A 20,559-nucleotide genomic window follows, 5' to 3' on the forward strand; every position below is an offset into this window, starting at 1 on the left:
CTGAGCGCATGAGCGAGACCGTTTTCTACAAGCTGCTGGCCATCTTCATCGCGGTGGCCATAGGCTGGTTTGTGGGCCGCATGCGCTGGTTGGGCGACGCCACGGCCGGTGGCAGCGGGGGCGACCCCGCGCGGGTGCTGTCGGCCGCGGCTTTCTACATCTTTGTGCCGGCCCTGCTGTTCCGCACCACCGCGCGGGTGGACTTCGCCACGCTGCCCTGGCTGACGCTGGCAGCCTTCTTCGGCCCCGTGCTGGGCTTGATGCTGGCCGTCTACGCCCTGCAGCGTTGGCGGGGCGCAGGCCGGGCCGGCGCCGCCGCGCCCAGCGTGCAGGCCATCACGGCCGTGTTCGGCAACACCTTGCAAGTGGGCGTGCCGATGGCGGCCGCCGTGTTCGGCGAGGCCGGCCTGGCCATCCACATCACCGTGGTCAGCCTGCATGCGCTCAGCATCCTGACCCTGCTGACCGCCCTGGTGGAGTTGGACCTGGCGCGCGAGCGCGCCGCCGCCGATCAGGCACAAAGCCTGGGCCAGATCCTGGCCACCACGCTGCGCAATACCGTGGTTCACCCCGTCGTGCTGCCGGTGTTGGCGGGCCTGGGCTGGAACGCCCTGGGCCTGCGCCTGCCCGCCGTGCTGGACGAGGTCTTGCAAATGCTGGGCACGGCCGTCGTGCCTCTGTGCCTGACGCTGATCGGCATGTCGCTGGCCTACTACGGCTGGCCCAAAAGCCTGCGGCCGGTGCTGGGCCTGTTGCTGGCCAAGCTGATCCTGCTGCCGGCCCTGGTGCTGGGCTTTGCGCACTGGGGCCTGGGCCTGAGCGGCATGCCCTTGGGCGTGGTCGTGATGATGGCGGCCCTGCCCACCGGTTCCAACGCCCTGATCTTTGCCCAGCGCTACCGCTGCCTGGAGGGTCAGACGACGGCCGCCATCGTCGCTTCCACCCTGTTATTCATGCTGACGGCACCGCTGTGGCTGGCGCTGCTGCATCACTTCAACCCCTGATTCGAGGTTTGGCAAATGGGTGAATTTGCAGGCAGCGGGCCGGGTGAGCAAACGAATGACGGCTGCTCAGTCGAGTTCTATTGTCGCCAACCCTATCTGGGCGAGCTGGACGAGATCATGGCCTTGCTGCCTGCGAATTCCAGCGTCCTGGAGCTGGGTTGCGGCACCGGCCGGCTGGCCGCGCATCTGGCCGAAGCCGGGCACCGCGTGGTGGGCGTGGATGATTCCGCCGCCATGCTCAGCCATCTGCCGCCATCGGTGACCGGCGTTCAGGCATCGATTGAAACCATGGACTTGTCGCCGCAGCGTTTCGACGTGGTACTGCTGCCCAGCCATTTGATCAATCACCCAGACGCAGCGGTCAGGGCGGCCTTTGTGCGCTGTGCCGCAAGGCATCTGGCACCCGCCGGGGTGTTCTACCTGAAGCGGCACGACCCGAGCTGGTTGCGCATGGTGCAGACCGGCTTCCTGGCTGAGAAGAATGGCGTCAAGTACAGCGCCGAGGCCGTCAGGCGCCAGGGCGACTTGCTCAGCATCACCCTGGTCTACCAGGCTTTTGGCGAGCGCTGGACGCAGAGCTTCACGGCCGAGGCCCTGGAGGCTGGCGCTATCGAGGCCTTGTTGGCCGAGCAGGGTTTTGGCCCCGTGCAGTGGCTGGGCGAGCAGAGGCTTTGGGCCGCAGCCCGTCTGATGGCTTGAAACCAAGCTCGACACGATGAATCCGCAAGACCTGACCCCCTGCAAGATTGTGAGCGCCGCAGCCCTGCCGCCCGAGGCCTTGCGGCAAGCCTTTGTCGCGGCCTTTGCCGACTATCTGATCGGCCCTTTCAAGCCCACGGCCGAGCTCTGGCCCGCTTTTTTGCAGCGTCAGGGCGTGGACCTGGGCTTGAGCCGCGCGGCCCTGCGCCTTGGCGAGCAGGTCAGTGTCGATGTGCTGGCCTTTGCCCTGGTGGCGCCGCGCGTCGAATTGGGCCGCTGGCGTCTGGCCACCATGGGTGCCCTGCCCGCCGCGCGCGGCAGCGGGGCCGCGCCGGCCTTGCTGGATGACTTCATCCGCCGCGCGCAGGCCCAGGGCCAGGCCGCCGTGGAGCTGGAGGTGTTTGCGCAGAACCAGCGCGCCCTGCGCCTGTATCAAAGCCGCGGCTTTGTGGCCCGGCATGAGTTGCATGGCTACCAGGCCGAGCCCGGCCGCGTCCGCGGCCTGGATCACCCGGTGCAGGAGATCGCCCGGCAGGAGCAGGCGCTGGCCTGGCTGCAGCAGCAAGCCCCAAGCGATCTGCCCCTGCAGGTCTCGCCGCCCATCCTGCGGCAGAGCGCCTTGCACAGCTGGCGCTGGGGCCGCGCCCAGCTGATGTTTGCGCTGCAGGGGGAGCACGGCCTGCAGATCAGCAGCCTGCTGGACGCCTCCGGCCCGGCGCAAGGCGACGCCCGTGTGCTGCTGCAAACCCTGGCCGCTCGCTATCCAGCGCGCAAGCTGCTGGTGCCGGCCCTGCAGCGGCCGGACCTGGGCGGAGAGGCCTTGCGTGAGCTGGGTTTTGAGCGGCAGGGCTTGCATCAGCTGTGGATGCTGCGAGATTTGTCCGGCGGCTGACTTCGTAGGAGAAGGAATGGATCTGCATTTGCAAGGCCGACAAGCTCTGGTGACCGGCGGCTCCGCCGGCATTGGCTTGGCCATTGTTCAGGCGCTGGCCGCTGAGTCTTGCGCGGTCGCTTTCTGTGGTCGTGATGAGGCTCGCATCCAGGCTGCACTGCAAACCTGCCAGGGCTTGCCTGGCGCAGTGACGGGCCGAAAGCTGGATGTGCGGGACATCCAGGCCTTTGGACGGTGGCTGGACGAATTGGGACGCCTCGATGTGCTGGTGCTCAATGTCAGCGCGCTGTCCGGGGACTGGGGCGAGGCGCTGAGCACCGACGTGCAGGCGACGGTAGCTTGTGCGGAGGCGGCAATCCCAAAGCTGCTGCGCTCCGACGCTGCGGCCATCAGCTACATCGGGTCCATGGCGGGCTCGCTGGCGGCGCCCACTTCGGCCGCCTATGGCGCCGCCAAGGCGGCGATGGCTCATTACATGAAGTCCTTGTCCGCCCGGCTCCTGCCCAAGGTCAGGGTCAACACGGTTTCGCCGGGTGACACCTTGTTCGAGGGCGGCCTGAGGGACCGTGTGCAGCGTGAAGAACCCGAAGTCTTTGCCAAAGTCTTGCAACGCAACCCCATGCAGCGTCTGGCCGACCCAGCAGAGGTGGCCCGTGTGGTGGCCTTTATTTCCTGCCCTGCCGCCAGCTTTGTGTCGGGGGCGAACTGGTATGCGGATGGCGGTTCGGTTGCGCATGTGCAGTTTTGAAGTTAGCAGCAGACCATGAATCTTCGAATCCACGCCCTTGCCGAGGCTGACTTTGATCGCTTCGCCACTTACCTCAATCGGCATTTGTCGGACAACGGCGCCCCGGGCACCGGCTACTTCCAGCCCATGCCGCGCCAGGCCTCTTTTTTCTCGGCGCCGCGCATGGCGGCCTTTCGTGAAGCGCTGGGGAAGCCGCTGCCGGGGCCGGGTTGGCGGCGGGCCTGGGTGGTCGTGGATGATGAGGAGGAGGGTGCGCAAGGCGCGATCGCCGGCCACATCGATCTGCGCGCTTGGGCCGAGCCGCATACCGAGCACCGCTGCCTGCTGGGCATGGGCGTGGACAAGGCTTGCCGGCGCGCCGGCCTGGGCCAGGCCTTGCTGAGCCATGCCCTGAGCTGGGCGCGGGAGGAGGCGGGGCTGGAATGGGTTGATCTGCAGGTGCTGGCCAGCAACGAGAGGGCGCGGCGCCTGTATGCGCGCGCCGGCTTTGAGCCGACGGGGCTGATCCCGGCGATGTTCAAGATCGATGGGCAGGTGTTGGATTACGTGGCGATGAGCCGGCGCTTGGGGGATTGAGCCGCTTCGTTGTTATTTCTTGCCAAGGGTAGGACGGGCTCAATTGACGGGTGTCGCAGAAGTCAATGCCTGTGCTCCTTCCGCACTGAACGGCGAACCTCGGGCTGGCACGACTCATCGCAAGGCCAGCCAAATTTCACTCTGCGCCTGCTGGCTCGGCACATCCGGCGCCATGCTGATGCGGCGTATGACGGGCGGGATGTTGCGCAGGGTCTCGCCGCTGGCGGGCAGCCAGTCGCGGTAGAGGCGCAAGACCTGCTCGAACAAGGCCGCGTCCGTGCCTTGATGGGCCAGGCAGGCCCAGCGGCCGGCGGGCAGTTCAGACGCTTCGAGGCCTTGGGTGTTGGCCGCCAATTCGCCGTGCTGGCCCTCGGGCAGGCCAGCGCCCAGGCCCAGGCGCCAGAGCTGCGCCGCCACCTGCTCGGGGTCGTCAAAGAGGATGTTGTAGGTGGCGCTGCGGCTGGGCGGCAGCCCGTTCTCGCGCCGCCAATCGCGAAAGCGCTGCAGGCTTTGCGGCAGGCTGGCGGGCGGGCCCTGGTGCATCAGCAGGGCGATGGGGATGGCCGGCTGCTGGGGCAGGATGCGGACTTGGCTGTCGAAGTCGGCGGTCTGGGCTGAAAGGCTGTTCATCATGGCGTGGAAGCTTGCGGTCAGGGTCTGGAACTGCGCGAGCGCGGGCCAGTCGGGCTGGCGGGCGCTGCGGCGCAGGGCGGAGGGCGTGAGTCCCAGTTCGCGGCGAAAGACACGGGCCAGGCTCTCCGGGCTGGCATAGCCGCAGGCCAGGGCAATCTCCAGCACCGGGAGCTGGGGCCTGTGCAGCAGCCAGGCCACCGCTCTTTGCAAACGGCTCATCAACACATAGCGCGCCAGCGGCATGCCTAGCAGGGCGCGGAACTGGCGGTGGAAGTGGCAGGGCGAACAGGCGGCCAGGGCGCTGAGTTCTTGCAGATTCAGCGCCGCCTCGGGTTGGCGGTCGATCTGGTTCAGCACGGCCTGCATGCGCTTGTGCATTCTTTGTGCGGGGCTTGGCGGGGGCAGCGAATCGGTCTTCATCGGGGCTTGAATTTAGCGGCCTACGCGTGATTTGACCTGACCGTTCTTGACTTGCTAAGCGTGCTTGGCCGCGCATGGCCGAGAATCCGGGCATGAGCAAGAACAAAGCCCCCGCCAAATCCGCCGCCGCCAAGCCCGAGCTGGACCTGAGCGTTTATATGAAGGAACTGGGCCTGGCCGCCCGTCGGGCCGCCGGCCTGATGGCCGCGGCCCCCAGCGACCCCAAGAACCGGGCCTTGCTGGCCCTGGCGCGGCGCCTGCGCTCGGCCGGCAGCGGCCTGGCCAAGGCCAATGCCAAGGATGTGGCCGCGGCCAAAAAGGCCGGTCTGGCCGCGCCAATGGTGGACCGGCTCAAGCTCACGCCGGAGATCATCGAGACCGTGGCCCTGGGCTGCGAGCAGATCGCCGCCATGCCCGACCCTGTCGGTGAAATCAGCGGCCTGAAGCGCCGGCCCAGCGGCATCTCGGTCGGCCAGATGCGCGTGCCCTTGGGCGTGTTCGGCATGATTTACGAGAGCCGCCCCAATGTGACCATCGAGGCCGCTTCGCTGGCGATCAAGAGCGGCAATGCCTGCATTCTGCGCGGCGGCTCCGAGGCCATCCATTCCAATCTGGCCCTGGCCGAGATCGTCTCGGCGGCCCTGGCCGAGGCGGGTTTGCCGACCACGGCCGTGCAACTGATCAAGACCACCGACCGTGCCGCCGTCGGCCTGCTGATCACCGCGCCCGAAGCGGTGGACGTGATCATCCCGCGCGGCGGCAAGAGCCTGATAGAGCGCATCAGCGCCGAGGCCAAGGTGCCCGTGATCAAACATCTGGACGGCAACTGCCACAGCTATGTGGATGCCGAGGTGGACTTCGACCTGGCGCTCAAGGTCATCGTCAATGCCAAGACGCAAAAGGTCAGCCCCTGCAATGCCACCGAGTCCTTGCTGGTGCATGTGGAGAGCGCGGCCGATTTCCTGCCCATCATCGGCCACCTGCTGGCCGACAAGGGGGTGGAGCTGCGCGGCTGCCCGCGCACGCTGGCCTTGCTGGGCCCGATCAAGGGCGCCAAGATCCGCGCCGCCAGCGAGGCCGACTGGAGCGAGGAGTACCTGGCGCTGATCCTCAGCATCAAGGTGGTGGACAGCCTGGACGAGGCGATCGAGCACATCAACCGCTATGGCTCGCACCACACCGATGCCATCCTGAGCAGCAACCACGCCAACGCCATGCGCTTTTTGCGCGAGGTCGATTCGGCCAGCGTGATGGTCAACACCAGCACCCGTTTTGCCGACGGCTTCGAGTACGGCCTGGGCGCCGAGATCGGCATCTCCACCGACAAGCTCCACGCTCGCGGCCCCGTCGGGCTGGAGGGTTTGACTTCCTTGAAGTGGGTGGTGCTGGGGCAGGGGGAAGTTAGGCGCTAAGCCAACAACTTCCCCAATCTCCCCAACTCCCCTCCCAATAACTTCTGCATCTCCTCCAGCTGCGCCGCCGCCGTCTCGGCGGCTTTTTGGTCGGCGCTGGCTTGCTCGCCTGCTGCGTCCAACTGTTTCTTCAGCGCCGGGTCGGCGTCCTGCAGGCGTTTCAATGCGGCGCTCTTGAACAAGGTGGTGAGGCCCTGGCGTTCGGTTTTCAGGGTCTCGACCTGGCTGCGGGCGCGTTGATTCAGGGCGCTGAGGCTGCTGGTGGCGCGGGCCTGGAAGTCGTCCCAGCTGTCGGTGGCCAGGGCTTTGCCATCGCCCAGCTCGGCGCTGTCGGGCAGCAAGAGAACGCTGCCGGGCGCGAGCTTGTTCAGGTCCAGGTGGGGGTTGAGCTTTTGTGCCTGGGCCAGGGTGGCGGCGTTGCCGCTGATTTTCTTTGTTAGCGCCTGCAGATCGGCGGCCTTGTGGAGCTGGATGAAGCGCATGATGCGAACCCTCTAAGCGATCAGATTGAGAACCTGCATCTCGGGCTTGAGCGGCGCCTGGATGCTGCGGGTGGTGATATTGCCCAGGGCCGCGACCTGGGCCTTGGCGTCGGGCACGCGGATGGAGACCTCGCCGCCGCGCACGCGGTTGGCGTTGACCAGGGCCACGGGCGTGTCCAGCAGCACCACGACGGCGCTGTTATTGGCGCGCAGCTCGCAGCGGTTATCGCTGAACAGCAGCTCGCCGGCAGCGGCTATCAATACGGCCGAAGTGCGGCCACGCGCGTTCAGCGCATTGCCCAGCACCGAGGCGCGTGCACCCTCACCGGCCAGCAGGGCGGCGTCGCCCACCAGCTTGCGCGCCTGGCGGATGAAGGCGCGGCCGCCCACCATGACTAGGCTGCGGCGCTCGTCCAGCTTGAAGGCGCGCTGGCGGCCGATCAGATTGAAACCGCCGTTATCGCCCAAGCTCGGGTCGCCCAGCAAGAGCGCTACACAGCCGAGCCGGCTCTCGGCCTCGCTGCTTTGCTGTTCGCGCTCCACCTGGTTGCCTTGCACCTCGGCCTGCTCATAGGGCGAGCGCAGGGCCAGGCCTATCAAAGCACCGGCAAAGCCGCTGGCCGCCTCGTCCTGCGGGCCCACATCGCTGACAACGTTGTGCAGCAGGCGCGGCTGGGCCACGTCAAAGCCATAGATGCCGGCCACCAGCTGCTTGTCCTGGCCGGCTTGCAAGCCGATGGCGCGCAGGCTGTTGCCGGCCACCGTGACCTGCTCGCTGCGCTGCAAGCCTATGCCCAGCAGCATGCGCTCCTTGTCGTCGGCGCTGGCGCCGGCCACGGCGTCGATGGCGCTGATCTGGTTGTTCTCAATCACCAGGGCGCGGGCGCTGGCGCCCTCGCGCATGAGGATGCCATTGCCGCAATGGTCAATCAGATTGAGCTTGATCAGCAGGGCCGAGACGGGCGCGGTGATCAGGATGCCGGCCTCGGCAAAGCCGCTGATCTGGTTGGCCAGCACCTGGGCCTGGTCGCTGCCGGTTTTGTCCAGGCCTAGGGCTAACTCGATCCCTGCACCGGCCAGCACGCGCTCGCCGTCGCGGCTGGCGCGCAGCTTGTTTTGGCTGATCCAGGCGCCGTCTGTTGCGCAGCGTATGCCGCTGCCATGCACATTGAGGTGGTTATCGCAAAGGCGCAGGCTGGCGCCGGCGGCGCTCAGGCCCTCGGCGGCCAGGCCGACCTCGTGGCAGTTCAGCACCTGGTTGCCGCTGATGCTGCTGTCCAGCAAATGGGCGACGGCACCGCTCAGGCGCAGGCCGGCCGTGCTGCAGCTCATCAGGTTGTCGCAGATGCGCAGGCCGGCGCTGATCAAGGCCCGGGGCGCGCCCTCGGTATTGGGCTCCAAGGCCTGGATGCCGGTGGGCGCGAGGATGAGGTTGTGGCTGATCTCGGTGGCGGCCACCAGGCCGCTGAGCGCAATCGCCGGGGCGCGGAAATCGCTATTGGCCAGCACCAGCAGCAGCAGGCGCTGCAGGCGCAGGCCCAGCACGGTGCGCACGGCGATGGCGGGCGCGCGCGCCAGCGACAGCAGGCTCAAATCCTCGATGGCGATGGCGGCGCTGCCTTCGATCACAAAGGCCGAGCCGGCCGTGATGAGGCGGCTGGCGGGGCCCTGGCCGTGGATGCGCAGCGAGCGGGCGCCGGCGATGCGAACGGGCTCGTTCAGCGTGTAGTCGCCCTCGTGCAGGCAGACCGTGCCGCCGCTGCTCATCACCCGGTCCACCGCCGCTTGCAGGGTCAGGCGGCCGCTGGCATGGGACTCGGGCGTGACGCAGGCTGTACACATGCAGTCGCCGCCCTGGGTCTCGGGCGGCCAGGGGTGGCGGCAGTCGGACACGCTGGCCGCGCCCACATCCCAGAGCCCCAGGCGGGCGTAATGGTGGTGGATGCCGCGCGGCGGGGCGCGGTCCAGAATCTCGACCGAGGCATCCGCCGTGCGGGCGGCAAACACCCAGTAATCCCCGCTTTTGAAGCCGCGCCCGCTGGGGTCTGACACGCTGAATTCAACGGTGATGCCATGCTCCAACATCAGCTGCACGCCGCTGGCCGGCACGGGAATAGCGCCCGTGGCCGTGGCGGCGTCCAGGTCATGCACTTGCACCGGCACGCCGCTGGCGTCGGTACGGAAGACCTTGCCCGCCTGGTCCCAGCGCCGCACGCGCAGATGGCGCTCGTGGGCCTGCGTGCTGTCGGGCAGGGTGGGGGGCAGCAGGTCGGCCGGCAGGGCGGGGGCGAAGCTGAGGCGGCGGGTGGCGTCGTCCACGGTGATGCGGCGCAGCTCGCCGGGGCGCTGGTCCAGCTCGCGCCAGTCGTCGGTGATTTCCACCCAGTCGCCGCTGTTGAAGCGCAGCAGCTCGTCGCGGCCCAGCGTGTCCAGCTCCAGCACCGTGGCCGACACCACGCTGGCCACGCCCGAGCCCACGCTGGCGTTCTCGCGTGACCATTTGAAGCTGGCCGTGCCCGGCTGGCCGGCCTCGTGCACCTCCACGCGGTAGAGCTGGTTTTCCAGGCCGCGGTAGCCGCCGGTGGGGGGCAGCTCGCAGGGATTGTCGGCCGGGGCCACCTCGTAGCTGCCGGTGCTCAGGCGTCCGCTGGAGGGGGCGGATAGCGCGCTCCAGCCGGGCAGCGTGGCGTCGGGTGTGGCGCAAGTGCTGCCGCCGGCGTCCTCGGGCAAGACGCGCACCTGCCAGACGGTTTGCTGGCGCGAGCTGGTCTCCACGCCCAGGGCGATTTCCACCAGCTCCGGCCGCTGCAGATGCGTCAGCTCGCGCTGCCACACATCCAGGTAGACCAGATGCCGCCCGGCCGTGGGCAGGGGCGCGGGCCGGGGCCAGTAGGGCTGGTTTGCATAACTGAGCGGGTCGGCGTACTGGGGCTCGGCCAGCAATGGGTCGAACAGGCGTTGGGCGGCCAGCAGGGAGGGCGCGCCATGGTTCTCGGCCAGCAAGCCGTCCACATAAAGCCGGCCCTTGGCGATCTGCAGGCCGCCGGCCACGGCCGTGATCTTGAAGGCCAGGGGCGTGGTGCTGGAGACGGTGGCGGGGCCCAGGATGTCGCTGGCCAGGGCGCGCAGGCGCCGGTCCAGCAAGGCCACCAGCTCGTTGGCATCGCCGTCCAGCAGCACGGCGCCTTGCTTGAGGTTGAGGCCGGCAAAGTCCAGCAGCGGGTCGAAGCGGACGCGGGAGAGATCGGTGCTCATGGTTCTTATCCTCAGCTGGCGTAGAAGAGCCCGGCGTGCAGGCCGAAGCGCAGGTATTCATCCAGGCGCAGGCGCAGATTGCTTTCGCGCTGGGGCTGGTAGAGGCTGTGCAGCACGCCCATCTCGCTGCCGTCGTCCGCGCCCTCCAGCAAGGCCTTGCCGCTGGCGCGGCGCAGCTGGCCGTAGGCGGGCTGGCCATAGCGCAAGCTGGTGAATTGAGGCAGGGCATTCGGCTGCTCGGCGCTGGGCTGGCAGTGGTGGCGGCGCGGGGTGATGGCGCCGGGCGGGATGTAGGAGAAGCGCACACAGCCCTCTTGCCGGCGCTGGGCCAGCACGGGGTGGGACCAGGTTTCAAGCGGGGCGCTTCCTAAGCGGGCGTACAGAATGCTGTTGGACACCAGGCGCAGAATTTGCGCGTGGACCTTGCCGATGACGGTGCACTCCTGCAGCGTCAGCTCGGCCCCGGCGCTGCCGCTGCCATCACCATCAAAGGCGGTGTTGTGGGGCGCGCAGGCGTCGATGATGCAGTCATGCGCTTCCACCGTGGCGCCGGCCACCACCTGCAGCGGGCCGCAGATGCAGCGCTCCAGCCTGAGCTTGGCAAAGGGGTGGAGGATGCGCAGGCTGGGCTGGCCGGCCTGGGCGGGTGTGCCGTCTGGGTTCAGCGTCAGGCCCGGCACCAGGGTGCAGTCGCGCAGGATCAGCTCGCGGGGTTCGTCGTCCGCGCCCAGGGGCAGGACCAGGGCGCCGCCGCTGATCACCAGGCCTTCCAGCACGAGCTGGGCGCGGGCGCCCAGGGCCAGCGTCATGTCGCCGCTGGCGGCCAGCAGCGGGCGGCAGCCGGCGTCGGCGCTGATGACGACTTGGTGGCCGCTGGCGCCGGCCGTTAGCACGGCGTCGATCTGGATCGTGGGCGTCTGGGCATAGCGCAGGCTGTCTTGCACCTTGAGCCGGCCGCCCTGGCGCAAGGCGTCCAGCTGGGGCTGCCAGGCCAGGCCCTGGCTGACGCTGCGCTGCTCGCTCAAGTCGGCGCCGCTGGGCAGGCGCGGGTATTCGCCGCCGCCGATGAGGCTGGGTTGGCCGTAGTGGAAGGTGGCGAGCAAGGGGCCGTCGGCACTGGCGCCCAGCAGCACGCGGCCGCGCTGCGGGTCCAGGCCGATCTGGCCGGGGAAGACGTCGGCCTCGTGGTTCCAGCCGACCACATTGCCGCCGGCATCCAGCATGTCGCGCAGATCGCAGATGCGGATCTCGTTGATGCTGACCGGCGTGGCCGGGGGGCGCATCAGCAGCAGGCTCAAGCCCGGGCCGTAGTCTTGCGCCAACTCCTTGCTCAGCAGGCGGATGTTCAAGGCCTCGGGCACATTGGCGGGCCGGGCCAGCTGGCTGATATCGGTCTCGGGCTCGGCATCGCGCCAGAGCTGGATATCGGCCCCTAAGGGGTTGACCCGCCAGCGCCGGCCGTTGGCGTCCAGGGGGTCGGGCTGCAAGGGCAGGGCCGTGAGCCGCAGGGCCAGCAGGCGCCACAGAAAGATGCCGATGTTCGGGATGTTGTAGCGGCCCGAGCCCGCCTCGGGGCGGCGCATCTCGGCCAGGTGGGTGGTGGCGTTGAAGGCGCTGTCCAGGCGCAGCAGGGCTTGGGTGTTGCGCAGATCGGCGCTGGCCGGGGCGTGCAGGCGCGGGTGGCGCATATGCTGGCTGGTGGCCAGTTGCTCAAAAAACTCCACGGCATGCGCCGGCCAGCCGCTCACATCCTGGGCCAGCTCTTCCAGCATCAGGGCCGTGCCCTTGCGGCGCCGGAAGGCGATGGTGTGGGCCACCTCGGCGCGCGGCGAGGCCACCTTGGGCACCACGCCATGCAAGGGCCGGTAGCCGATCAGATCGCCGATATAGGGCGCCACCCAGTCGGCGCAGGTCTCGATGAACTGGTCGTCCAGCAGCTGGTCCAGGTCTTCTTCCAGCACCTCGATCTCGCGCGCCAGCACGGCGATCAAGGCTTGCAGCGGCCCGCCCTGCTGGGCATCGCGGATGCGGTGGACGGCAGGCAGCAGCTGGTAGAGACGCTCGGCGGTGGGGCTTGGGTTCATCTTCACTTACTCCATAGCGCCGTACGCCACCGATGGCGCATGAAACGGGCGAGGCCTCGGGCTGCGGGCGAAGGCGTCCACTCCATGCCAAAGCCCAAGGGCTTTGGCTCTCGCCAGGCATTGAGAGTCCACAGGACTCTCAATGTCCGGGCTCCATCCCCCGGGCGCTGCGCGCCCTCCTCCTTGACTTACGTGGCCGCCTCCACCCACATCCCGAGGCAAACCAGCGCTGCTTGTTGCGGGCAAGCAGGGTGCCCCGCCGCCCTGCGTTGCCCGCATGTGCTCGCGCACTCGCCATTGGCTTTTATTCAGGCTCATGTCATCTCCGTCAATTCATCCAGCGGACCTGGGGCCAAACTCAGCAGCTCGGCCGGCAGCAGGCTCTGGCCTTGCACGCGCATGGCGGCGGCCAGCAGGCGGTCTTGGCAGGAGGGCAGGGTTTGGGCCAGAGGCTGGCTGCCGCCGTACAGACGGCGCAGCTCCACGGCGCGCACGCCGGGTACGGCTTGCACGCGCTGTATCAGTTCGGACTGCTGGACGGGCTGGCCCAGCTCTCGGGTCTCAAAGGCATAACGTGCTCGCAGCTCGGCTTCCACGGCGGCCAACACCTCGGCCGGGACACGGTCGCTTTCCACCTTGACGCGCAGGCCGACGCGGAAATGACTCAGCTGGGCGCCCAGCAATTGCAGCTGAACCAATGGGTCGCCGCTGCGCAGCAAGGCGGCTTGCAGATGCTGCCAAACGGGGCTGGCGGCCGTGATGGCCGCGCCCCCAGGTGCCGCCAGGCTCAGGCAGATGAAGCGCTGCTGGCCGCGCTGCAGCACACGGGCCTGGGCCTTGGCGATGCCGCTGAAGGCGCGGGCAAAGTCTTCATAGTCTTGCAGGGACACGACCCGGCCCAAGGTGCGGGTGGCCAGGGGCATGTTTTGCCGGGCCGTCTCGGCCGCCTCGGGTTCGGTGCCGCCTTCGGCCGCCAGCGGGTTGGCCACACTCTTGAGGCCGAGTGGGCGGCTGAGCAGCTGGGTCAGGGTCTCGGCCCGCACATTGCCGGCGGCGCCCAGACCCTTGCGGTAGCTGGCGCGGATATTGTTGACGCCGCTGGGCAGGCGGGCGCCGTGGATGCCGTCGCCAAACAGGGCATAACGCTTGCCCTGCTCGTCCACCGTGAGGCAGTAGACATGGTCCTTGGGCCCGGCATCAAACAGGCTGGGCCGCTCCTGCCAGATCAGCTCGCCCACTTGCAGGCTCAGCTGCGCGGCCACGCCCAGCTCCTGGTCGGCGGCGCGGTAGCACAGCGGCGCCTGCTTCAGCTCAAAGCGCTGGAAGCGCTGCGCCCCCTGGCCCGAGCCCAGCAGCTCGGCCACGCTCTCACCATGCGAGGCCAGGGCCACATTGCCCCAGACCACCACGCTTTCGCGCCGCAAGGCCGCCGGCAGGGCGGGGCTGACTTCCAGCTCGCAGCGCTGCGTGTCCACCGCATGGGCGGCCACCAAGGTCAGGGGGTAGCAAACGCTGGCCCCGTCGCTAACGCGCTGGCCACGCAGCAGCAGGCGGCGGCCGGGTAGCAGACCGTTGGCGGCGGCCTGCACCGGGATGCGCGCGCCGCTCACGGCCGTATCCACCGGGTAGGGCGCCAGCTGCAAGGCCTCGGACTGGGCAAACACGGTGCTGCCGCGCACCTGGTCTTGAAACTGATCAAAGTAATTGGCGCCCTGCAAGAGCAGGCGGCTCACTTTGCCCGAGAGGCCGAACTCGGCCCGCGAGACCTCGGCCACATTGAGCACCTTGTACAGCTCCAGATAGCTGCCCGCCGGTGCCGGCTCGGCCGCGTAATTGAAGCCGCCCTTGGCCAGCACGGCATAGCTGCCGTTGACGACCTCGGCGGCCAGGCCTTCCAGGTCCACATGGCCGCCGCTGGCCGTGGCGCCGGCGGGTGAGAGGGTGTAGTGCGGCCACTCGCTGGCGCGCGTGCTGCCGTCCAGGCCCCCCGGGTAGTTATCGCGGTAGCTCAGCGGCATGGCCAGCCAGCTGGGCGCGTTATGGCCGTAGACGGCGCTGCGCCGCCGCAGCACAAAAAGGCTGGGCCGGGCCGCAGGGTTGGCGGGCGGGTTGATGGAACCCAGGCCGCGGCGCCAGCGCAGGCGAGTGCGGTCTTGCTCGGTCTGCAAATCCACGGCGTCCAGAAAGCGCAAATCCCAGGCATTGCTGTTCGGGTTGCTGAGGAACTCAGCTCCGACGAAGAGCAAGGCGTCACCGGGTTTGAGGTTGTTGCGCAGGCCGCTGACATAGGTTTCGGTGTCATAGCGCTGGGGCGAGACGGTTTCGCTCAGCCAGGGGCGCATGGCGTTCCACTCGGGCCTGGCCTCGGCCAAGGTTTCGACGGTCTCAAAGGTCTGGGCCTGCTCGCCAGGGCCGGCCAGGCTTTGCACCTTGAGGCCGCTGGCCAGCGTGAGGGCGGCCGGCACGCCGGTGACAAAGTTGCCGGGCTCGGGCGGCAGATTGGGCGGAGGCGCGGGTGGGGTTTCCAGCGCAAAGGCCAGCTGGGTTTCGGCGGCCACGCCGGGCTTGAGGGTGTAGGCGATCAGCTTGCCCATCTCTTGCAGGGAGAGCCGCTCGGTGGCCGTGCGCAGCCAGGACTCGTGGGCGATGCGCTCCTGGTAAAAGCTCAGTACCTCGGCGCTGCAGGCAAAGGCGTCGATCAGGGCGACCGTGAAGTCATCGCTATCGCGGCTCTTCAGGCCGGCGAGTGGCGCGAACTGGCTGCTGCTGAGCTGGCTCAGCAAGGAGGCTTTGAACTGCCCATAGTCGCCCACCCGGTAGCGCAGCGTGGCCAGGCCGCTGCGGTTGGCGATGGGCTGCGGGGTTTGCAATTGCAGGCCGGTGCAGGCGCCGCAGTCTTCGGTACTCATAGGCCGCCTCCCACATTCAAGACCAAGCGCCCGCGTTCGCGGAAATTGGCTTGGTTGGCAAGTTGGGCAATCTCCAGCGCGGCCATGGGCAGCTGGCCCTGGGCCAGGCTGGTCGCGCTGGGCTGCACCAGGCGCTGGAAGCGTTCGGCCCGCACGGCCGCCACGCCCTCCACGGCCTGGGCGGCGGCGATCACGCGGCTGAGGTAGACGGTGTCGCCAAAGCTGAAGCGGTCGGGGTGGAAGGCGCCCAGGCTGCCGTCGGGCAGCACGCCGCTGGACAGGGCATTCTGCAAGGCCTCGTGCACATCGGCGCGGAAGTAGCCGGGCTTGCAACAGATGTGCAAGGTGATGTCCAGGGCCGCATAGCGGGGCTCGCGCAAGGCCAGGTCGTAGCCGGCCATGCGGAATCTCTCCAGGTGGCGGCGCAGGCGCAGGGCGAAGTCTTGCGCGTCCTGCGTTGTTTCGCCGTTATGGCCGAGGCGGTCGGCGCTGATCTGCACGGTGTGCCAGCTGCCCGTCCAGCGATAGCAGGCGGCCGCGCGCTGCACCTCGGGCAGGCGCTCGGCCGCCGCCGCATAGTCGGCCGCCGTGACGGCACGCTCCTGGCGCTTGAAGGCCTGCGGGGCGTCGCGCCGGGCGGCTTCCACATCCTCCGGCTCCACGCCGCCGGCAGCGGCCAGGGGGTTGCGCAGGCTCAGGAAAACGCCGGATGTGGGGCTGACGATATGGGCCAGGGCCTCCGGCCCCACATTGCCGGCCTGGCCATTGCCGACGCGGTAGCGGGCGGCAAACTGCAGGCCCTCGGCCGGGCGGCGGCCATGGGCGTCGTCGCCAAAGCGCAGGTGGGCGCGGCCGGCGTCGTCCACCTCGACGACGAAGTGCCTGTCATCCGCCGCGCTGGACAGCAGCTCGCGGCGCGGGCGCCAGTCTTCCTTCGCGGCGGTGGCCGTGGGGCCCTGGCTGCTCAGGCGCAGCTGGGGCAGGGCCTGGCGCGGGTCACGCTGCAAGATGGCGCTGGCGGGGTCTAGGCTGCCGGTCAGGGCATACCCATGGGTCAGCGCCAGCTGGGCCAGGCTGGGGCGGTAGCGTGGGGCGATCCAGGGCGGCTGGGACGTGCTGGCGTCGGTGCAGCCGCAGTCGTTCTCGCTGCGGGCTTGCTGCAAGCGCGGTGCGGGCACAGTGCCCAGGTTCTCGGCGGCCAGGCTTTGCCCATGGTCGGCCAGCAAGACATTGCCGCGCGCCACACTGATGCGCAGCTCGGGCCGCTCGGCCACCGAGAGGCACAGGGGGAAGGGCAGGGCATCGGCGGCCAGCCATTCGATCTCGGTCAGCTCCAGCGGCGCGTTCAAGGGCGGCTCGTCAAACAGCTGGCCGCTGGGGTCGGCCGTTAGCGCGACGCGGCTCAGGCGCACCACCCAGCGCTGGTTGGGGTCGCGGTCCTCGGCGGCGCCGGTGCTGGGGCTCAAGACTTCTTCCAGCAAGAGCAGGTCGCCGGCCTGCAGCTGGGCCTGGTGGCCGCGCAAAGTGGCGCGGGTGGCGCCTCTGGGCAGGCAGCAGGCGCGCTCGCCCCAGGTGTAGAACAGCAGCTCGTTGAGCCGCTCATCCAAATGGGCAGCATCCACGGTTTCGAACACCAGGGCGCCGGCCGCCAGGGCTTTGCTCAGATCGGCGCTGGCGGGCGCGATCTCGGTGGGCAGGCCGGGGCAGCGGCTCAGCAGCGGCGTGGCGGCCGGCAAGATGATGTTTTGCCCCATGACTTGCAGCTGCACAAAGACGCGGGCATTGCAGCCCTCGTGCAAGGCATAGTCCACCAGCAAGGCGTGGCGGCGCACGGAGATGCGTTGGCGGGCCGTGGCCAGATAGGCCTCATTGGCGATCACGTCCTGGCGGTAGCTGAGCTGGTCGGCCGCATAGGCCAGCAGCTCCACCAGGGTGATGCCAAGGTCGGCGGCGCTGCGCTCCGTCCAGCCGGGCATGAGCAGGCTGAGGCGGTCCAGCATCAGGCGCCGGAAGCCGGCGTAGTCCTTGGCCAGATAGTCGATCACCGGGGCCGCAACGGGCTCGGGCGGGCAGTCGCAGCGCGGGGCGCAGTCAAAGTCCGAGGGGCATTCCACCTTGAAGGAAAAGGCGATGCTGGACAGGCGCGGGTCGAAGCCGGCCGGGGGCAGGGTGGTGCCGGAGTTGGCGCGCAGGCTCAGGGTGTAGGTGGAGAAGTCGCCATTGCCCTCGGTGCGTATCACCAGGGTGCGGGCCAGGTCGTCCACGCTATCGACCAAGCCGGGTTCGGCCTGTGGGGGCAGGGCGTTGGCGGGGGCGCACCAGCGGATGCCCACGCGGGCAATGCGCTCGCCGCCGCTGATGCTGATCTGCTCAGGCGTGAGCGCGGGCGCGGCGCGCAGCAGGCGCAGGAACAGGGTTTGCTGGCGCGGCGCGCCGGGGGGCGAGGCGAGGTCCAGCACCTCGATGAAGTGGATGGCGTTGACGCCCGGAGCAGCGGCGCGCAAGACCTCCAGGCGGCGCAGGTCGCAGCAGTGGAAGCGGCGGGGCTTGTTCATGGGCTGACTCCCGGTGCCTGCAGGCTGGCCGTTTGCAAGCTGCGGTCACGCAAGAGGCTGTAGCGCACATCGACCTTCAGCGCGCCTTCCTCGTTATGGACCTCCACGCCGTGCACGGCGATCAAATGGGACAGATGCTCTTGCAGCGCCGCCTGTACCAGGGCCTGGGTGGCGGCGGCCAGGGGGCTGCTATTGGGCTCGAAGAGCAGGGCGGCCAGGCCGCTGCCAAACTCGGGCCGCATCACGCGCTCGCCCGGCGCGGTGAACAAGACCTGCTCCATCAGCTCGCGCACATGCTCGGTGGCCGTGGCCTGCGCCGTGCGGCCCCGGCCGTCGAAGTGGTAGGGGAACTGGATGTTTTGCTGGGGCTGGCTCATGGGCTGATCCTCAAGTTGCCAAAACGCGCACTTGCGCCACCAAGGGCAGCATGGGCGTGCCGGTGGGGATGCAGGTGGAGCTGCCGGCCTGGGTGGCCACCGGCGTGCCGCCGGCCAGCACGCGCAGCGCGCCCGTGAGCCACTGGCCAGTGGCGCAGGGCGGGTTGGGCGAGCCGGTCAGGGCGCAGCCGGCGATGGCATAGGGGCTGGCCAGCGTGACCACCGGCTGGCCCGAGACCAGCACGCGCGGGAAGGGCGCCAGGGGCTGGGCCTGGCCGGCGTGGCTGCACAAGACGGTGGCGCCGAGGTGGAGGATGGGGGCGGGCATGGTGGGCTTTCAGACAATGGTCAGCGCGCCGAGATTGATGTCCACCGTGGGCCCGGTCATATTGATGACGGCGCCCTTGCCGTTGGAGATGAGGATGCCCACATCGCTGACCGAGATCATGGCGCCCGTGCTGGTCTGGATCAGGATGCCGCCGCTGGGGCCGGGCACATCGCTGATGACCAGGCCGTTCTTGGCCAGGGTCTGCAAGGTGAAGCCGCTGACGCCCGGCGGCACGATGCGCGCCAGCACCGGCACCTCGGCCGCCGTGCCCCAGAAGCCGCCCACCCAGACGGGGTAGTCCGGGTCGCCGCGCTCAAACTCCACCCACACGCCCGCGCCCAGCATGGGCACGGTGAACAGGCCGCTGTTGATGCCGGCGGCAGGCAGACAGGGCAGGGCCCAGGTGCCGGGCACAAAGCCGGCCACATCGGCCACCATCACCTGGATGCGGCCGATCTGCATCGGGTCCACGTTATTGACCACGGTGCCGCGGTATTTGCCCAGCAGAGGGCTTTGGCTATCGCTCATGAGAGATACGCCCTCGAAATGCAACCACAGAGGCACAGAGTCACTGAGGAATGCAAGCTGAAGATCTTGTTCATCTCTGTGCCTCCGTGTCTCTGTGGTTGCAATTGAATTGAAATTTCCCATGCGAGGGTGGGACGGAGGTATAGTCCAGCGGGCTCATACCGGCACCGTGGGCAGGGTGGAGACCAGGCCGTTGCGGGCCAGCGAGAAGTTCTGCTTGTAGCTGCCGCGCGCGATCTCGTGGCTGACGCTGCTGACGTAGTACAGCCCGTCAAAAGGCAGGCCGGCGCCGCGTACGCCCACCAGGGCGCGGGACTTGAGCAGGCGGCCATAACGGCCCACATCCAGGCTGCCGGTGCCGAACACCGAGTCGCTGTGCTGGCCGGCATAGGCCAGGCCGGCCATCAGGGCGGCGGGGGCGCTGAGGTGGGCCGTGGCCGTGAGCTTCTGGATGCGCGGCGGCAGGGGCGGGACCAGGCCCAGCGGCGGGTTCAGCGGCGTGATGTCGGGGATGGGCACGGCGATGGGCAGCTTGCTCGTGCTCTCCTGGAAGAACACGATGGGCATGGACTTGCGCTCGCGGTCGAAGTTGAAGGAGATGTTCTCGACGTTGTCCAGCGCGTCCATATTCGTCGTTAGCGCTGGCTGGGCCTCGCCGACGCGGATCTCCGGCCCCCAGTAAGCCTTGGAAGTGCCGGGCGTGGGGCCGGGCTCCAGATAGAAGACATAGCCGGACTCATCGGCCAGGCGCTTGATATAGGCGTAGTCGCTGCCGCGCTGCTGGGGGATTTGCTGGATGGGCAGGGGCGGGATGTCGGCCAGGCTGGGGACGACCAGGGGGATGACGCCCAGGGCCGCATACTTGGCCAGGCACAGCAGCACTCTGGCCGAGGGCGGCATGGCGGGGTAGGGCAGGCCGGGCAGCTCGATCACGTCCATCAGCGCCGACAAATCCTTGCCCTTGACCACCAGGCGCGCCACTCCGCCCTGGCCGGGCTGGGTCTCCACATGGGTGGTGACGCCGTCGATGATGGACTGGCTGCGCCCGTTGATGGCCACCACCAGCACCACGCGTATCAGCGGCAGGCTGCCGCCGCCGCTGATCAAGAACAAGGTGCGCAGCGGCGAGCGCGCCGATAGCTCGAACACCAGCTCAAAGCCCGACTGGCTGGCGCCTGACGCACTTTCTACCTTGGCCTGCACCAGGGCCTCGACGACCTCGCGCGGCGCCGGCACCGGCACGGGGCCGATGTAGAGCGAGAGCTGGATGCCGGATTGCATGGTGAGTCCCTGACTTAAAAGCCGGGCGGTAGCGGGATCAGGATATGTGCGCCCAGGGTGAGGGTCAGCTCATGCGGGGCGCTCACGTTGTTGGCGTCCGCCAGGCGCCAGTAAAGCTCGGGCTCGCCCAGGGTTTGGGCGGCCAGCAGCTCGGGGCGCTCGCCGGCCTGCACGATGTGCTCGGCGGCGATGGCGATATCGCGCCGCTGCGGGATGAAGCGGCGCCTCACATAGGCCTGCGCTTGTACCTCGGGCCCGGCCTGGTAGAGCGCCAGGGCCAGGCCCCGGTAGCGGCTGTTGGCGGCAAAGCTCTCGGCCGGCAGGGCGCCGGCGTTGATGAGCAGCTGGATGGGGTCGGTTGTCATGATGTTGTTCG

General features: G+C 68.6%; 17 protein-coding genes. 6 read left to right on the forward strand and 11 right to left on the reverse strand.

Annotated features, from left to right (window positions below):
* The first annotated feature begins 8 nt into the window (after nt 1-8).
* The 5 genes from HNP55_RS07075 to HNP55_RS07095 are packed head-to-tail and all read left to right on the forward strand — an operon-like array spanning nt 9 to nt 3,919.
* Nucleotides 9-1,004, forward strand: coding sequence for an AEC family transporter (locus HNP55_RS07075; protein WP_184297618.1), 996 nt, complete (start codon nt 9-11; stop codon nt 1,002-1,004).
* Nucleotides 1,005-1,019: 15 nt separating this feature from the next.
* A complete protein-coding gene (locus HNP55_RS07080) occupies nt 1,020-1,703 on the forward strand; it encodes a class I SAM-dependent methyltransferase (RefSeq protein WP_184297620.1) in 684 nt (227 codons plus the stop codon).
* A 16-nt stretch (nt 1,704-1,719) separates the two neighbouring features.
* Nucleotides 1,720-2,595, forward strand: a complete 876-nt coding sequence (locus tag HNP55_RS07085) for a GNAT family N-acetyltransferase (RefSeq protein ID WP_184297622.1) — start codon at nt 1,720-1,722, stop codon at nt 2,593-2,595.
* 16 nt (nt 2,596-2,611) lie between these two features.
* Nucleotides 2,612-3,343, forward strand: a complete 732-nt coding sequence (locus HNP55_RS07090; RefSeq protein WP_184297883.1) for an SDR family NAD(P)-dependent oxidoreductase — start codon at nt 2,612-2,614, stop codon at nt 3,341-3,343.
* Nucleotides 3,344-3,358: 15 nt separating this feature from the next.
* Nucleotides 3,359-3,919 (forward strand): GNAT family N-acetyltransferase, encoded by a 561-nt coding sequence (locus HNP55_RS07095; protein ID WP_184297624.1) that lies wholly within the window; start codon nt 3,359-3,361, stop codon nt 3,917-3,919.
* A gap of 114 nt (nt 3,920-4,033) precedes the next feature.
* Here the strand turns inward: HNP55_RS07095 and HNP55_RS07100 are convergent, their stop codons facing one another.
* Nucleotides 4,034-4,930 (reverse strand): GyrI-like domain-containing protein, encoded by an 897-nt coding sequence (locus tag HNP55_RS07100; RefSeq protein ID WP_184297626.1) that lies wholly within the window; start codon nt 4,928-4,930, stop codon nt 4,034-4,036.
* 200 nt (nt 4,931-5,130) lie between these two features.
* Between HNP55_RS07100 and HNP55_RS07105 the strand changes: the two genes are divergently transcribed.
* Nucleotides 5,131-6,384 carry a glutamate-5-semialdehyde dehydrogenase gene (locus HNP55_RS07105; RefSeq protein WP_409993734.1) on the forward strand — a complete coding sequence of 418 codons (1,254 nt, stop codon included), beginning with the start codon at nt 5,131-5,133 and terminating at the stop codon, nt 6,382-6,384.
* Here the strand turns inward: HNP55_RS07105 and HNP55_RS07110 are convergent.
* The 10 genes from HNP55_RS07110 to HNP55_RS07155 all read right to left on the reverse strand — a co-directional run bounded on the left by HNP55_RS07110 (nt 6,381) and on the right by HNP55_RS07155 (nt 20,548).
* The gene (locus HNP55_RS07110) at nt 6,381-6,866 is read right to left on the reverse strand and encodes a hypothetical protein (RefSeq protein WP_184297630.1); all 486 of its coding nucleotides are present in this window, start codon (nt 6,864-6,866) and stop codon (nt 6,381-6,383) included. The genes HNP55_RS07105 and HNP55_RS07110 overlap by 4 nt on opposite strands.
* Before the next feature lie 12 nt (nt 6,867-6,878).
* Entirely contained in the window at nt 6,879-10,121 is a 3,243-nt protein-coding gene (locus HNP55_RS07115) for a DUF6519 domain-containing protein (protein WP_184297632.1), read from the reverse strand.
* Nucleotides 10,122-10,132: 11 nt separating this feature from the next.
* A complete protein-coding gene (locus HNP55_RS07120) occupies nt 10,133-12,205 on the reverse strand; it encodes a hypothetical protein (protein ID WP_184297634.1) in 2,073 nt (690 codons plus the stop codon).
* Nucleotides 12,206-12,519: 314 nt separating this feature from the next.
* Nucleotides 12,520-15,114 carry a putative baseplate assembly protein gene (locus HNP55_RS07125; RefSeq protein WP_184297636.1) on the reverse strand — a complete coding sequence of 865 codons (2,595 nt, stop codon included), beginning with the start codon at nt 15,112-15,114 and terminating at the stop codon, nt 12,520-12,522.
* Nucleotides 15,111-17,669 (reverse strand): putative baseplate assembly protein, encoded by a 2,559-nt coding sequence (locus HNP55_RS07130; protein ID WP_184297638.1) that lies wholly within the window; start codon nt 17,667-17,669, stop codon nt 15,111-15,113. Before HNP55_RS07130 ends, HNP55_RS07125 begins: the two co-directional genes overlap by 4 nt.
* Nucleotides 17,666-18,046: a GPW/gp25 family protein gene (locus tag HNP55_RS07135; protein WP_184297640.1), complete on the reverse strand. Its 381-nt coding sequence runs from the start codon at nt 18,044-18,046 to the stop codon at nt 17,666-17,668. Before HNP55_RS07135 ends, HNP55_RS07130 begins: the two co-directional genes overlap by 4 nt.
* Before the next feature lie 10 nt (nt 18,047-18,056).
* Nucleotides 18,057-18,374, reverse strand: a complete 318-nt coding sequence (locus HNP55_RS07140; protein ID WP_184297642.1) for a hypothetical protein — start codon at nt 18,372-18,374, stop codon at nt 18,057-18,059.
* Between the two features lie 9 nt (nt 18,375-18,383).
* Nucleotides 18,384-18,902 (reverse strand): phage baseplate assembly protein V, encoded by a 519-nt coding sequence (locus tag HNP55_RS07145; RefSeq protein WP_184297644.1) that lies wholly within the window; start codon nt 18,900-18,902, stop codon nt 18,384-18,386.
* Nucleotides 18,903-19,058: 156 nt separating this feature from the next.
* A complete protein-coding gene (locus HNP55_RS07150; RefSeq protein WP_184297646.1) occupies nt 19,059-20,183 on the reverse strand; it encodes a hypothetical protein in 1,125 nt (374 codons plus the stop codon).
* Nucleotides 20,184-20,197: 14 nt separating this feature from the next.
* On the reverse strand, nt 20,198-20,548 hold the full coding sequence (locus tag HNP55_RS07155; RefSeq protein WP_184297648.1) for a Base plate wedge protein 53: 351 nt from the start codon (nt 20,546-20,548) through the stop codon (nt 20,198-20,200).
* Nucleotides 20,549-20,559: the final 11 nt, after the last annotated feature.

The sequence above is a fragment of the Roseateles oligotrophus genome, from assembly GCF_014204525.1.
Classification (GTDB): Bacteria; Pseudomonadota; Gammaproteobacteria; order Burkholderiales; family Burkholderiaceae_C; genus Paucibacter_A; species Paucibacter_A oligotrophus_A.